The following is a 15589-nucleotide window of genomic DNA, read 5'->3' as shown; positions in this document are numbered from 1 at the left end:
ATATTAGATAGATTAGAGAAAAAATTTACATTTTAGTTACAATTTCCCATATTTCAGTTCTAATACATATATATTCGGTAACAATTTGTAATAAAAATTGATAAATACACCTTATATTTATTTTAAAATTATACAATAATGAAATTTATTGCATATAAAAATTTATCATAAATTATATAATACTTTTATTATTGAATAAATATATTATAAAAATTAAAACTTAATTTAAATAAGTAATTTGACAAATTTATTAGGAAATTCTAAGCATAATAAATCAAAAAGAGCCACAAAATCTAGCATTTAAGTGGCTTTCTATTATTCCAATTGATTATATAAAGTGACTTTCTCATTTTAGAAATATAAATAATTATTTTTTCAAAATAACCTAAAAAATAAGCTTATAATAACTTAAAAATCTGGAATTTAACTTCTTCTATTAATTTCGTCTGTTATTAATGATTTAGAAATATACATTGCTTTTATTATATTTCTAAATCGTTTGTAATTAGTAGTACCCTCTGCAAATTTTAACTGTGCTTTTTCACATTTATTTATACTTGAAGATACAGGTCGTAGTGCTTCTATTAATTCTTCTTTTGTATATTTATCGATTATATTTTCCTCTGTTATTAATGATTTCGAAATATACATCGCTTTTATCCTATTCTTAAGGAGTGAGTGTTGAGAAGTCCCTTCCATAAACTTTAGTTGTGCTTTTTCACATCTACTGATAACTGAAGATACTACTCTCAGTGTTTCCACCAATTCTTCTTTTGTATATTTATCTATAGTATTTCACCTCAAATTCTAATTTATTATTATATACCTTAATTTACTTTAATATTTTTTCATCCTATTATAACATATTTTTAGTGCTATTCTAATATATAATGTGATATATTCTAGTTAATGGTATTTTCGAACTTAATCAAATGTTATTTTATTATAAGGTCATAGTATATATATGAAAATACATAAAAATACTTAACTTTTTTAAGGAGATTTCCAATGAGCAACAAACAAGGTTCTAACATAAAAGATGTAAAAATTAAAAATAAGTTAATAATACTGAAACTACTTTCTACAAATACTCCTATGTCTAGAGTTGATTTAGCTAAATCTACAGGTCTTACTAAAATGACTTTATCAAATCTAGTCACTGAGCTTATTAATGAAAACATGATTAGAGAGATAGAATCATCAACTTTAAATGCACATTCATCAGGTCGTAAACCTATTTTATTAGATATTTCTAATATATCTCCTTGTGTTTGTGGCATTTTGATAAGAAGAAATATTTGTAAGGTAATCATTGCGGATTTAAAAGGTAATATTGTCAAACAACTTTTTGAGACTTACCCTAAATATCTGTCAAATGATGTTTTAAAAGATATAATAAAAAGAATGTTTACTAAAATAATGAAAAATAACAAAAGAGATATAATTGGAATTGGCATTTCTTCAATAGGTCCTGTAGATAATATAAATGGTATAATATTAAATCCTCCAGACTTTGGAAATGTATCAAACCTAAACATAGTAAATTTTATAGGAGAAATATCTGATTTACCTATATTTTTGATAAATGATGCTAATGCAGGTGCTTTGGCTGAAAAAATGTATGGTCTAGGCAAAGATATTCAAAATTATATATATTTACATATAATGAATGGAATTGGAGCTGGTTTAGTATTAGAAAATAAACTTCACACTGGTAATTTAGGTCAAAGTGGTGAAATAGGACATACATCTATTAATTTTAGTGGTCCAGTATGTAGTTGTGGAAATAATGGATGTCTAGACTATTATACAAGTGTGAGTAAGTTAATTAAAAGAATTGAATCATTAAGTCATATTTATCCAGATTCTCCACTAATTAATTGTAAAGATTTTTCTCTAGTCAAGTTAATAGATGAAGCCAATAACAAGGATAATCTAGGGATGTTTTTGCTTGATGAATTTTGTACATATATATCATATGCATTAGTAAATACACTTACCTTAATTGATTGTAGTTCTATAATAATAGGTTATGACTTTAATATCCCTGGTACATTTATAGAAAATACATTATTAAAAAAATTGACTGCTTCAGCAAGTTTTTCTAAATATAAAAAAATAAATGTAAGACATTCAAATTTTGGAGCAAATGCACCACTAATTGGCTCTGTAGCCATAGTAAGCTATAATTTTTTTAATGGTAGTATAAATTTTGATTAAACATGTAAAATATTAAAATATTTAATTAGTTTTGTTGAATATTTTTCCATTTAATATTATTATATCTTATAAGAGCGTTTAAAATTTGGAGGTATAAAAATGATTTCAGCTAAAATGGAAAAATTACTTAATGAACAGATTAACCATGAATTATATTCTGCATATCTTTACCTTTCTATGTCTTCTTACCTTGAAGCAGAAGGACTTAAAGGATTTTCTAATTGGTTTTATGTTCAATATAAAGAAGAAACAGACCATGCTATGTATTTTTACAAATACTTACATAATGTAGGAGGAAAAGTTCAACTTGATGCTATACCAATGCCAGATGCAGACTTCACTTCTGCAATGGATATTCTTGAACGTACATTAGCTCATGAACAAAAGGTTACTGCTTTAATAAACAATCTAGCTGCTGTAGCAAACTCTGAAGCAGACTTTAGAACTTCTCAATTCTTACTTTGGTTTATATCTGAACAAGCAGAAGAAGAGACAACTTGCGAAGACAATATAAAACGTGTTAAACTTGCTGGAGAAGGTGGGTTATTCTTTGTAGACCAAGAATTGGCTACTCGTATATATTCAGCACCAACAAATCCACCTGTAACAATATAAAAATATTAACGTTAAAATTTTTAGTATAATAGATAGGGTGTTTTAATGAAAATCAAGATTGATTCTATTCATTAAAACACCCTTTATGATTTGTCTTATATGTAGTATTTTACTTTTTATACATTTCTATTTTACAATCATATTTAAAACTCTATTTTTAACTTAAAGTATTCTATAATTAAATGTGGGGTGACTGAAAATCACAATCTATAAATTAGTGTGATTTTCAGTCGCTACTTTGATTATGGTTGAATACCAAAACTTGTTAACTATTTATATTTAACTATTAAAGCGTCTACTGCACATACACCTTTTCCCCTAGGATATACAAATACAGGATTTAAATCTATTTCCTTAACCTCATCCTTGTTTTCATAAGCATATTTACCTAATTTAACCATCATTTCTGCAAGAGCATCAACATCACAAGGTTCGCTACCTCTGTATCCGTTTAAAAGCTTAAATGATTTTAATTTTTTAAGCATCATTATAGCTTCATCATGATTTATAGGTAATGGATATAAAGTAGTGTCTTTAAATACTTCTACAAATACTCCACCTAAACCAACTAATAGCATTGGTCCAAATTGGTCATCATTAGTTATACCAATAATTATTTCTATTCCACTTTCAACCATTTCTTGAACCAATATACCATCAATCTTGGCATTTGGTTTTGCTTCTTTTACATTAATTAAAATCTCATTATATGCACTTATTGCCTCTTCTCTATTATTGATTCCTACTTTGACTCCTCCAACATCAGATTTGTGTAATATCTCTGAAGAGTTTATTTTTAATACAACAGGATAGTTGATGTACTTCAAAATTTTATCTAATTCATCAATACTTTTTGCAATACCCTGACCTGGCACTGGTACTCCATATTTCTTCATTTCAATTTTACTATCTAATTCTGATAAGGCTACTACATTGTTTGAGTCTCTTTTCTTAACAGCTTCAAATTCTAAAGTTCTCTTTGAATAATCATAATCTACAAATTTAGCCATTTTATTGAAACAAGTAAATGTAGTTCCAACTGATGACATTATAGGTACTTGACTATTTTCTAATCTAGCCCTATAATTTAGATATCTATTTCCTTCAAGTGTAGGAACTGCAAATACAGGCTTCTTCAATCCTTGTTCTCTAGCTTCACTTACAGCTTGACAAAGAGTCTCATGCATTTCATTTTCTTCATCTCTTATATTTGCACCTATCATAGTAAATCCAACACTATCATCTTTATCAAATGTGTGTAATAAACCTACTATCATATCTTTTTCATGAAATAATGCAGTTGTAGCATCCAATGGATTTTTAGGTGTTGCAAATCCTGGAAGATATTTTTTCATCTCTTCTTTAGTTTCAGTGGATATTTCTGCAAGTTCTACACAATTTTCTTCTGCTAAATCTGCACAAATAGTATTTTCTCCCCCTGAGAAGTTTATTGCTGCAAAATTAGAATTTTTAGGTAAATTACCATCTAAAACACTAAAAGCCTGAGCTAAACTCATAAATTGTTCTAAATTCTCTACAGAAATTACTCCATACTTTTCAAAAATACTCTCAAAAGCTTTACTTGAACCAGCTAAGTTTCCTGTATGAGAAGCAGCTGATATAGCTCCTTTTTCTGACCTTCCTGATTTCAAGATTATTACTGGTTTTCTTTTTTGAGCTGCTTTTTTTAGTGCATTTATAAATTTTTGAGGATTTTTTAGTCCCTCAAGATAAATAGCTATTACTGATGCATAATTATCATCTACAAGAAAATCTACTGCATCTTCTAGTGTAACTATATTTCCATTTCCTGTTGAAAAACCATAAGATATATTAAAATAATCACTTGAAACAATTTCTGCAGTTATAAATCCACTCTGCCCTACAATTCCTATCCCTGGTTTTTTAGTATCCAAATCCCACTTAGAACCACCAGCCCATAGATTAACTTTATCTATGCAGTTTAATAATCCCATACAGTTTGGACCTAATATTTTCATATCATATGTATTAGATATTTCTATAAGTTGATTTTCTAAATCTACTCCATCTTCTGTTCCTTCTTCTGCAAATCCACTCGCATATACCACTGCTGCCCTTGTTCCTAATACTCCAGAATCTTTTAACACAGATGGAACTACATTTCTAGGTGTACATACTACCACACAGTCTACAACTTCTGGAACTTCTTGTATTGTCTTATAGCACTTTCTCCCAAATAATTCTTCTCTTTTGGGATTTACATAATATACTCTGTCTGTATTTTTACTTTTTACTATACTAAGTGCTGCACTTCTACCAAAGCCAAGTTTATCAGTAACTCCTACTATAGCAATACTCTTTGGTCTAATAAGTTTTTCCAAACTCATAAATTCACTCTCCTATATATTTATAGTTGTGATTTTAAGTGAATTCTATCTCAAGATAAAGCTTCTCTTGGCACTTAAGATTTGTTAAATCTTGAGATGAATCACTTAAGATAAGGGTAATTTATTAAATGGCGTTATTATAGCCTTCCATGAATGCTGCTTCATTTTGAACATTAAATTTGCCTTTTCCTTTTTCCTCAAAGAAATCACACATAGTTTTTATGGCTAATTCTTTCTCAAATAATCCTGTTTTTGCAATCAATGCTCCAAGAACTACTACATTTGCAGCTTTTGGATTGTTTGCCTTTTGAGCTAATTCCTGACAATTTATTTTAACTACATTTACATCTTCTCTTAATACTATATTTTCATCTATCGCAGACGTATTAATAACTACTGTTCCTCCTTCTTTTACTAAATTTATATAATCTAAGGATGGCTTATTCATCGCTACTAAAACATCTATTTCTTCCATATCAGGTCCACCTATACTCTCATCAGAAAATTTAACCACACTATATGCTTTTCCACCTCTCATAGTTGGACCATATGCTGGCATCCAAGTAACTTGTTTTCCTAATTCAAGTGCTGATTCAGCTACAATTAAACCTAAAGTTAAGACTCCTTGACCACCAAATCCTGCAAATACTAACTCTTTTTCCATAACTATTCACCATCCCTTTGCTTAAATTCGCCAAGAGTATAATATGGCACTATTTCTTCTTCCATCCACTGGATAGATTTTTCTAATGATACACCCCAGTTAGTTGGGCAAGGTGCTAATATTTCAACCAATGAATATCCCTCTCCATTTAATTGAGCTTCTATAGCATTCTTTATATATTTTTTTAGATTAATTATTTCTTTTGGGCTATGAACTGAACCTCTTGCTACATAGGCTACATCAAAGTAATTTGCCACCATTTCAGGAACTTTTAATGGACTACCAGTAGTTTTTATATCTCTTCCATTTACACTTGTTGTTGTAACTTGACCTGGCATAGTAGTCCATGACATTTGACCACCAGTCATTGCAAAGTTATTGTTATTTATTACAAATACAGTTATATTATGATTTCTATATGCAGTATTTAATGTTTCAGAAAGACCTATAACATATGCATCTCCATCACCTTGATAAGTCATAACTAACATATCTGGTCGTGCTACTTTAACTCCTATGGCTGTAGATGAAGCTCTACCATGTGCAGTTTGCATCTTATCACCATTCCAGCTAAAATTCATATTACAAACACAGCCAACGCCTAAAGTTAATACATGATTTTTTTCATATCCATTTTCTTCTATCACTTCTGCTATTATACGGTTTACTATTCCATGACCACAACCTGGGCAAAATTTGTTTGGTATTGAAACAATGCTAGGTGTTAATCTATCTGTAGCCATATTAGAACACCTCCTTAATTTCGCCAGATTTTATTTTGCTGTAAGTGTCCATTACTTGTAATGTTTTTGGTATATGATTTCCACTAAATAATCCATAAACAGGTACATTTTCTTTGCATATTTTCTTTGAAGCTAATGCAACATCCTCTACTAACTGACCTGTATCAGTTGACTCTACTGAGATAAATCCTTTTACATCTTTATTTACCTTTTCAAATGCTTTATATGGGAAAGGCCACACTGTTATTGGTCTTATTATTCCAACTTTTTCTCCTTGTTCTCTAAGTCTTCTAACAGCATTCATAGTTGTTCTTGATGGTATACCGAACGCTACAAACACATATTCTGCATCTTCAACTTGATAATCTTCCCATTGTTGTTCATTTTCAGTTATTCTCATACGCTTTTCCATACAAAAAGCTGGTTTTTGGTTATCTGGAACTTTTGCATGGTCTCTATTACTACCATCATAAGTCCAACCTAAGTCTTCTTCTCTTTTCTTAAATTCAGGAAACTCTACTGGTTCCATCATTTGACCTAAAGCTGCTTCTGTCAAAATTTCAACAGGAACTCTATATTTCTCCGCTACATCAAATGAGTTATACATTAAATCTACAGTTTCTTGAATACTATTTGGTGCATAAACTATTAAATGATAATCTCCATTTCCTCCCCCTCTAGTGTCTCTTAGGTAGTCTGTTTGTGCTGAATCTAGTGAACCAAGACCAGGTCCCCATCTTTGTACATTTACAATTACACAAGGATAATGGTTTGCACATAAATATGAGATTCCTTCTTGTTTTAAAGATATTCCTGGCCCTGAAGAACTTGTCATAGACCTCATTCCACTTGCATATGCTCCATATACCATATATATAGCAGCCATTTCATTTTCAGATTGTATAAAAGTTCTTCCAAGTTCAGACATTCTATGTGATAAAAATTCCATTACCTCTGTTTGTGGTGTGATTGGATATCCTGCATAAAATTCACAACCACCTCTTAGAGCTGCTTCTGCAATGGCGTGGTTCCCCTTCCACATTTTTTTCATATTCTCCCAACTCCTTTTAAGCCTCTTGACATGCTTCTTCTTTAATTATTTCAAATACATTATCTGGACATACTTGATAACAAATTCCACAAAGTATGCATTTGCTTTCATCAACTTCTACATGAGTATATCCTTCTGTGTTTATATTATCGGATATTTTTAATGCTCCTTTTTTACAAGATATAACGCAGTATTCACAACTTTTACATCTCTCTGCGTTTATTTTTAAACTCATAGTTACACCCCATTTCGTAATATTTCTATCTATTAACTAATACTTGGTTCTTCTTTAAGATTTAATATTTCTTTTAAAACTGCTACAAATTTCTTGTTTTCTTCCATAGTTCCAATACTTACACGCGCATGTGTAGCATTTGGTCTTATTACAAAACCTCTTTGTTTTAAGTCTTCAAATAACTTAGGTATATCTGTTTTCATATCTACATAAATGAAGTTTGATTGTGAATCTACAACATCAAATCCCATTTTTGTGAACTCTTCTTTGAAATAAGCCATTCCAGCTCTATTTAACTCATATGTTTCCTTTATAAATTCATCATCATCAAGTGCGGCTGTTGCTCCACTTATCGCAACACGATTAGCAGAGAAAGGTTCTTTTACTGTAAATAAAGTTCTTATTATCTCATCTTTAGCAATACCATACCCTACTCTAAGTCCTGCAAGACCATATATTTTAGAGAAAGTTCTTGTCACTATAACATTGTAATTTTCTCTTACATATTTAAGACCATCCACATAATTAGGTACTGTTAAAAATTCTATATATGCTTCATCTAATATAGTTATAATATTTTCAGGGACTTTCTTTAAAAATTCTTCCAATTCTTTATCATCTACAATTGTTCCTGTTGGATTATTAGGATTACATATACATATTAATTTTGTTTTATCTGTAATCTTATCTAATATACCTTGTAAATCATACTTATAATCCTCTGTTAAAGGTACTTCTACTGGTATTCCTTCATTTTTAACAGTTGCTGTTCTATAAGATGGGAATGTTGGGTCACAGTATATAACTTCATCTCCTCTATTTATAAATGCTTCACCTATTAGTGTGATAACGTTATCCGCGCCATTAGCAACAATGAAATTTTCTGGTTTTAAATCCAATTTTTCAGCCAATTTTCTTCTAAGTTCATTAGCTTCTGGCTCTGGATAAAGTTGACCTTGTTTTAACATTTCAATCATAGCTTCCATTGCTTTTGGTGATGGTCCTAGAGGATTTTCATTTGAAGCTAGTTTTATTATTTCTTTTACACCATATTTTTCTTTTACTTTTTCTATTGGTTCGCCTGGAACATATTGATGTAATTCTTTTACTGTATTTCTCAATAATTTTTCTATCATTTTTAAAAGTCCCCCCTGTATATGTATTTTCATTTATATAAACGCTATTGCGCCTACTTACTCTAACAACTAAACTAAGTCATTTACTCAAATTTTTTATTAAGCATTTCTTTGATTTAATTCTTCTCTTATTTGATTTAATTTTTTATCACTTACTGGATATAAGATTGCTATAACAATAGCTATTATTAAAGGTATTGCCATAGAGTAAGAAATCATATTTATAAAACCTGTTTTAACTGCTGCTGTAACTACCATATCAGCTTGATATCCCATTGAATTCATTAAAATTGTTCTTATAGTAGTCGCAAGTAGTACACCTACTTGTATTGCAACTGGATATAGTGACATACTTAGACCTGGTAAATCTTTTCCTGATTTCCAATGTCCATAATCACAAGAACCAGCAAAGAAGTTAAGATTTATTATTGATACTACATTTGAGAAACCTCCACCAATTGCCAGTAGCATAGTTACACCTAAAGTTGTTCTCCCCCAAGGAGTCCATGCAACTAACAAGTGACATAATGCACATATAGAGAAAGAAATTATTGAAGCTAATTTTTGTTCTTTACAAATTCTTATAAACACTGGTGCGAAAAACATAAATCCTACACTTACCAAAGGCATTATTGCTAAAAATACTGCCAAACCACGTTCATCTTCTATTACATACTTAAAGTAATAAGGAGCTAAAGGTCCTAGCCCTATAGATCTTATGCATATAAGAAACTCTAAACAGAATGCCATCATAAGTGGTACATTAGTAAATAAAGCTTTTAGCATTTCACTTGCTTTAATTTTTGGTTTTTCTTCTTTTTGAAGTACTTCAGCTTCTGCTCCAGACTTTATTATTTCTGTTGAAGAAAACCAAAATACTAGAAGACACCCTACTGCAAAGAATAGATAAGTACCTAAATAACCCATTCCTTCTCCACCTAGTACATCTGCAAATAAAACTAATAATAACGGATATGAAAAACCTACTAAAAATTTTCCAACTTCTTTGAATATATTTGTAGTAGTTGAACCTATAACTCTGTCTCTAGGTGTTTTAGTAACTACAGGGTAAATAGCATAGATTATAGTGAAAACTACTTGTTGAGCACAAGATGCTATTAACAATAATGCTGTCATTAAAGGTAAAAGTAATGTTGGACTTATTTTCATTAATGGAACTATGAAAAATACTCCATATGTTAGCGCTAATGCTGCAGGTGCATACCTAAGCCAAGGATAATATTTTCCTTTTTTAAATGGTTGCTTGTCAAATATAGTCCCTGTTATCGGAGCCACAGCCATTTTTATGAAAGATTGTATTATTTGCATACCACCTGCCATAATTACCCCAAGCTTTGCTACATCAGTTAAAAATATGTTTGTTACTGTTGATACAAAGTAGCCTATAAAATTATATGCCAAATTTATAGAACCTGAGTAAGTGTATACTGCTCTCTTTTTAGGGTCTCTCATATCATCTCTAAAGTTTGATATAAGATTTCCTTTTGGTTTGCTTTCTTGACTACTCACATCTACCCCTCCTTAACATAATTTATTCTTTATTTTATTTTTATTCACGTATAATAATTTGATTTTCAACCCTACTCCATGCTTTCTATAATTCGAATCAAATTTTTATATGTGTATAATTTTAATTTAATTATATTCTCAAAATTCATAATTGTCAAACACTTTTTGGATTTATTTTTTTGTTACTTAAATGAACTAAAAAGGCATTTATACTTAATTTAAATATATATTTTTATTAATATATGCATCTAAAGTGGCACTAAAACATATATTTCAAATTATTTCATCAAAATTCTAGTTATTTTAAATCATTATAAATTTATTCAAGAATAATTTTTACGCTATATTTATATACTACAAGTAGATATTAAAAATATTTTCCCACCTTTTAAATCCCTTTTATTTTTATACATGTACTATTGATTTTAAAATAAAAGCATGTTACAATTACAAAAAAGAATATACCAAGTAAACGTTTATTATAATCTTTAATTTCAGAATTTTCAATTTTCTTGTTTTATCTAACTTTTACATAACATCATATGTTAAATTATTGTAGCTACACTAATCCAAAGCCAGTTAAAATCAATATTGTCTTACTTTGATATAAAATATATTTAAAATATATTTTATAAATTTTATTTAAAAAATATTATATAAGGAGAAAAAATTATGTTACTTTTAATTGCTACGTGTGCAGTGTACATATGGATTGGTTTTTATTTTTCTAAAAAAGTTAAAACAGCATCCGATTTCCTAATTGCGGGTAGAAATCTTCCTTTACCCATACTTGCCGCAACTATTGCTGCTACATCTTTTGGGGGAGGATGTTTGGTTGGTGGAGTTCAATGGGGAGCTGAAAGAGGACTATGGGTTGGTATGTACTCTACTATAGGTGCGGCTTTAGCTTGTTTTGTAAATGCATTTTTTGCAGGAAAATTAAGAAGCTTATCCTGTGATATAACACCTGCTGACTATATTGAAACTAGATATGGTCATAGTATATTCTTAAGAGCTTATCAATGTCTTGTAACACCAATATCAATATTAGCTATTATGGGCAGTCAATTAATATCTTTTGGTTCTGTATCTACTGCATTTGGTATTCCTTATGATATAGCTGTAATTGTAGGAGTCATAGTAATCATTATATATACTTATGCATCAGGAATGTGGGGAGTTGCAGTATCAGCATTTATTCAACTAGCTATTTGTGTAGTATTTTTGCCAATAGTGGCTTATATAAGCTTAAAATTAGTTGGCGACAACCCTTTACTTATGTTACAATCAATGGTAAAAGAACCATTCTTCCCAGGAAATAAGTCGCTTAGTGATTTTATGTATACAGTTTTACCATTGGTTTTAGGCTCAATATTTTCTTATGAAAGTTTTTTGAGATACCAATGTGCTGATAATGCTAAAAATGCAGTTAAAAGCAGTGTTATTGCAGGATTTATACTATTATTTCTTGCTTTCCCTATAGGCATAATTGGAGCTATTGGTGGTAGTTTATTTCCAAACATATCATCTGTTCAGGTTTTACCTCAAATGATATCAACAACTCTACCTCCTTTAATTTCTGTATTATTCTTAGCTGCTATATTAGCTGCCATAATGTCTACGGCTGACTCATTAATGACCTCAATGAGTGCCATAATATCGAGAGATATTTATAATAAATTATTGCATCCTAATATAGAGTTTAATGATTTAAAAAATACTCTTAAATACTCTCAAATTGCCTCAGCTTTAACAGCTATAATAGGAGCAGTTATAGCACTCAAGTTTGATAGTTTATTAGAACTATTGTTTTGGCCAGCACCATTATGTACAGGCGTAATATTTGCACCATTTGTCATTGGTCTTTCCTGGAAAGGTGCTACAAAAAAAGGAGCTATCTGTGCTGTTATAGTAAGTGCAATATTAGCATTTTTAAATATGATTGGCATCCTCACTGTCTTTGACAGAATTCTAGTACCTATAATAGGTGGTTCGGTTACGATACTTATAGTTAGCAAATTTTCAAAAAAAGATTGAAAAGAAAGGTATACACAGTAAATATGTCAAAATCAGAAAAAGGTAAGGAAACAAAAGCTAGTATTATAAGTGCTGCTAGAGAATTATTTTTTGAACAAGGTTATCACAAGACAACAACTAGGCAAATTGCAGAAAGAGCCAATATAAATTTAGGCTTAATAAGTTATTATTTCTCAAGTAAAAGTGAAATCGGAGCTATAATATATGAAGATATAAGGGATGAAATGCAATCTTTAATCTATAATTATCATGAAGAAGGTACAATGATGATGTTCTTTCTTGCTATGAATGCTGACCTTTGTTTTCTTTTAAAAAATGAAGCATATAGAAACTTTTATTTAGATATAGCTTATGAGGAAGCTATTTTAAGCTATCAACGAAGTGTAACTGAAATGGTCATGAAAAGATATGTTAATGAAAAAGAATCTATAGAACATGACGAATTGATACTTTCTTGTATTGGTATACTCGCTATGAAACCAGAGATAATTAGGGTCTATACTTCACATAAATATGATATATCTTCTCAATCTGTAATAAAATATTTTACAAAACAGTTTCTAATTAACCTTGGTCACAGCACTGATTTATGCGAAGATATTTTAGAGGAATTAAGTAAATACTATATAGATATAGTTGATAATTTTACTCCAATAATAACTCGCATAAGAACTTAATAAAATTTTATTGAACTTTTTAGAGACTGAAATTTTGAAATCATAATTGCATTTTAATATTTCAGTCTTTATTACGTTTAAAAATACTTTATAGTGTTTTGCCCTAATGACAATAAAGTATTTATCCAATTACATCTATAAATTTTTTTATCCACAAATCCCATAGACGCCATTCATGACCACCAACACACTCTTCATATACAATATCAACATCTAAAGATTCTGCATATTTTTTAAAGGTTTGGTTATTCTTATATAAAAAATCCCTATCACCACAAAATTGATAAATTTTGGGAATATCTTTATTACTCTCTTTAAGATTCTTAAGTATGTAAAGTAAATCATTCTCACTATTTCTAGCATCTTCTGGTTTTCCAAAGTCATGGAATAGAATATCAGCATTTGTTTCTATTTGCTGATTTTCCAACTCGTGAATCATATCAGGTGAACCAGAAAAACTTGCTACAGCTGAAAATTCATTTGGTTTTGAAAGTGCTAATTTTAAAGCTCCATATCCTCCCATAGACATCCCAGCTACAAAATTATCTTCTCTCTTATCTGATAAAGGAAATATAGCTCTAACAAATCTAGGTAGCTCTTCACTTACAAAGGTGAAATATTTATGTCCATACACCATATCTGTGTAAAAACTAGTTTCTACTCTTGGTATTACTAAAGCTATATTTTTACTTTTGGCATAATGTTCTACATTAGTGTATCTAATCCATGAACTTTGGTCATCTTCCAGCCCATGAAACAAGTACAATGTTTTAAACTTACCTTCAAAATCATATATTTCTTTACCAGTAAAAAGTTCTTTTCCATTTGCTACAGGTAAAACTACGATTATATCAGTTTCTCCTCCTGTATATTTTGATTTAAATTTACATTCTATAAATGCCACAAAAAACACCTCTTCTATAATGAATTTATTATCTAAAAAGCACCAAGATTTTAGCTGTCTCAGTGCTTTAAATATTTTATTAACTTATATATTTTTAACTACATATAATCAGAAGTATCTGTTGGTAATCCCTTTTTATCTAATTTACCCTCAATAACATCTTTAATTATAGAATAAATTACTGCAAATAGAGGGACTCCTATTACCATTCCAACAAAGCCTAATAATTTACCTGCAACCAACAATGAGAATAAAATCCAAAATGCAGATATCCCAATTGAGTCTCCAAGTATTTTAGGTCCTATAATATTTCCATCTATCTGTTGTATTATTAATATAATTAACAATAACCATAGTGCTTGTATTGGAGAAACAAACATTACTATTATTGTAGATGGTATTGCTCCAAATAGTGGTCCAAAGAATGGAATAATATTTGTAATACCAATTATTACTGATATTAATAATGCATATGGCATTTTTACTACTGTAAGTATTACAAATGTCAAAATACCTATAATAAATGAATCTAATATCTTACCACCTAAAAATCTACCAAATGTATAGTTACTTCTGTGAGTTAATTCTAGAATTTTAGCAGCTTGTGTTTCTGTAAAAAGTGCATAAGTTATTTTTTTACTTAATCCATAGAATTTTTCTTTATCAATTAGTAAATATACTGAAACAATCAATCCTAGTACAATATTCCATATGCTAGAAGCTATATTCTTCAACATGTTTCCTAATATTGGTATTAAGTCTGTTACAAATTTTATAATGTATGTGACAAATTCATTCCATTTATCTACTGCTAAATTAAAGTATTGTTCATCAAGATTTAAATCAGTCATTAATTTATCAAGAAGCTTAGTTGCGTTGTTTACATACATAGGTATATCATTTGCTAATCCAACAATACTCTCAATTACTTGAGGTAATACGAATTGCATAAATAAGTAAAGTATCAATGCAGCTGTTGCATATGTTAATAAAAGGCCTAATCCTCTTTTTGATTTTTGTTTTAGTTTTTTTAATTTTTCACTTTTGATAAAAAGCCTTTCTTCATAAAATTTCAGAATAAAATTCAGAAGATATGCAATAGCAAACCCTATTATAAATGGCTGCAATGTTGTAAACATAATATCTAAATTGTTAGAGAATACATCAATTTGTGATGATACAAGATAGAATATAATACTACAAGCAGCTATTATAAACGTATAAATTGCTATTGTCGTGTACTTTGTATTCCAATTAATTTTCATTTGTTCCTCCTTATTTCTATATAATTAAATTTTATCACAAAATTACTACTTTTATAACAAATATGCCAAATTAAAATTTTTAATTTGATAAAATATAATCAAAATATATATTTTTAATTTGATTTTTATTTTTTCTACAATAT

General features: G+C 29.3%; 14 protein-coding genes. 4 read left to right on the top strand and 10 right to left on the bottom strand.

Features of this window, described 5'->3' with window-relative positions; genetic code table 11:
* Positions 1-423: 423 nt before the first annotated feature.
* A complete protein-coding gene (locus KGF52_RS16540) occupies positions 424-762 on the bottom strand; it encodes a hypothetical protein (RefSeq protein ID WP_413927401.1) in 339 nt (112 codons plus the stop codon).
* 246 nt (positions 763-1008) lie between these two features.
* Between KGF52_RS16540 and KGF52_RS16535 the strand changes: the two genes are divergently transcribed.
* Positions 1009-2220: an ROK family transcriptional regulator gene (locus KGF52_RS16535; RefSeq protein WP_227840928.1), complete on the top strand. Its 1212-nt coding sequence runs from the start codon at positions 1009-1011 to the stop codon at positions 2218-2220.
* A gap of 99 nt (positions 2221-2319) precedes the next feature.
* The gene (locus tag KGF52_RS16530; RefSeq protein ID WP_227840927.1) at positions 2320-2835 is read left to right on the top strand and encodes a ferritin; all 516 of its coding nucleotides are present in this window, start codon (positions 2320-2322) and stop codon (positions 2833-2835) included.
* A 269-nt stretch (positions 2836-3104) separates the two neighbouring features.
* Here the strand turns inward: KGF52_RS16530 and KGF52_RS16525 are convergent, their stop codons facing one another.
* The 7 genes from KGF52_RS16525 to KGF52_RS16495 all read right to left on the bottom strand — a co-directional run bounded on the left by KGF52_RS16525 (position 3105) and on the right by KGF52_RS16495 (position 10563).
* Complete coding sequence (locus KGF52_RS16525; RefSeq protein ID WP_227840926.1) at positions 3105-5204, bottom strand: acetate--CoA ligase family protein; 2100 nt, start codon at positions 5202-5204, stop codon at positions 3105-3107.
* A 124-nt stretch (positions 5205-5328) separates the two neighbouring features.
* Positions 5329-5868, bottom strand: coding sequence for a 2-oxoacid:acceptor oxidoreductase family protein (locus tag KGF52_RS16520; RefSeq protein WP_227840925.1), 540 nt, complete (start codon positions 5866-5868; stop codon positions 5329-5331).
* A 2-nt stretch (positions 5869-5870) separates the two neighbouring features.
* A complete protein-coding gene (locus tag KGF52_RS16515; protein WP_227828824.1) occupies positions 5871-6611 on the bottom strand; it encodes a thiamine pyrophosphate-dependent enzyme in 741 nt (246 codons plus the stop codon).
* Position 6612: 1 nt separating this feature from the next.
* Positions 6613-7662: a 3-methyl-2-oxobutanoate dehydrogenase subunit VorB gene (vorB, locus tag KGF52_RS16510; protein ID WP_227434866.1), complete on the bottom strand. Its 1050-nt coding sequence runs from the start codon at positions 7660-7662 to the stop codon at positions 6613-6615.
* Positions 7663-7678: 16 nt separating this feature from the next.
* The gene (locus KGF52_RS16505; RefSeq protein ID WP_227434869.1) at positions 7679-7897 is read right to left on the bottom strand and encodes an indolepyruvate ferredoxin oxidoreductase subunit alpha; all 219 of its coding nucleotides are present in this window, start codon (positions 7895-7897) and stop codon (positions 7679-7681) included.
* Positions 7898-7929: 32 nt separating this feature from the next.
* Positions 7930-9033 (bottom strand): histidinol-phosphate transaminase, encoded by a 1104-nt coding sequence (gene hisC / locus KGF52_RS16500; RefSeq protein WP_227840924.1) that lies wholly within the window; start codon positions 9031-9033, stop codon positions 7930-7932.
* Positions 9034-9132: 99 nt separating this feature from the next.
* Positions 9133-10563: an MFS transporter gene (locus KGF52_RS16495; RefSeq protein WP_227828827.1), complete on the bottom strand. Its 1431-nt coding sequence runs from the start codon at positions 10561-10563 to the stop codon at positions 9133-9135.
* 672 nt (positions 10564-11235) lie between these two features.
* On the opposite strand from KGF52_RS16495, the gene KGF52_RS16490 reads away from it, so the two are divergent.
* Together KGF52_RS16490 and KGF52_RS16485 are read left to right on the top strand one after the other, a co-directional pair.
* Entirely contained in the window at positions 11236-12600 is a 1365-nt protein-coding gene (locus tag KGF52_RS16490; RefSeq protein ID WP_227828828.1) for a sodium:solute symporter family protein, read from the top strand.
* A gap of 23 nt (positions 12601-12623) precedes the next feature.
* A complete protein-coding gene (locus KGF52_RS16485; protein WP_227840923.1) occupies positions 12624-13277 on the top strand; it encodes a TetR/AcrR family transcriptional regulator in 654 nt (217 codons plus the stop codon).
* 121 nt (positions 13278-13398) lie between these two features.
* On the opposite strand, the gene KGF52_RS16480 is transcribed toward KGF52_RS16485, so the two are convergent.
* Both KGF52_RS16480 and KGF52_RS16475 read right to left on the bottom strand, forming a co-directional pair.
* Positions 13399-14181 carry an alpha/beta hydrolase gene (locus KGF52_RS16480; RefSeq protein WP_227840922.1) on the bottom strand — a complete coding sequence of 261 codons (783 nt, stop codon included), beginning with the start codon at positions 14179-14181 and terminating at the stop codon, positions 13399-13401.
* Positions 14182-14279: 98 nt separating this feature from the next.
* Positions 14280-15446: an AI-2E family transporter gene (locus tag KGF52_RS16475; protein WP_227828831.1), complete on the bottom strand. Its 1167-nt coding sequence runs from the start codon at positions 15444-15446 to the stop codon at positions 14280-14282.
* Positions 15447-15589 lie beyond the last annotated feature (143 nt).

The sequence above is a fragment of the Clostridioides sp. ZZV15-6597 genome (assembly GCF_020657815.1).
Classification (GTDB): domain Bacteria; phylum Bacillota; class Clostridia; order Peptostreptococcales; family Peptostreptococcaceae; genus Clostridioides.
The sequence above is the reverse complement of the archived record's forward strand: the minus strand, read 5'-3'. Positions and strand labels throughout refer to the sequence as shown.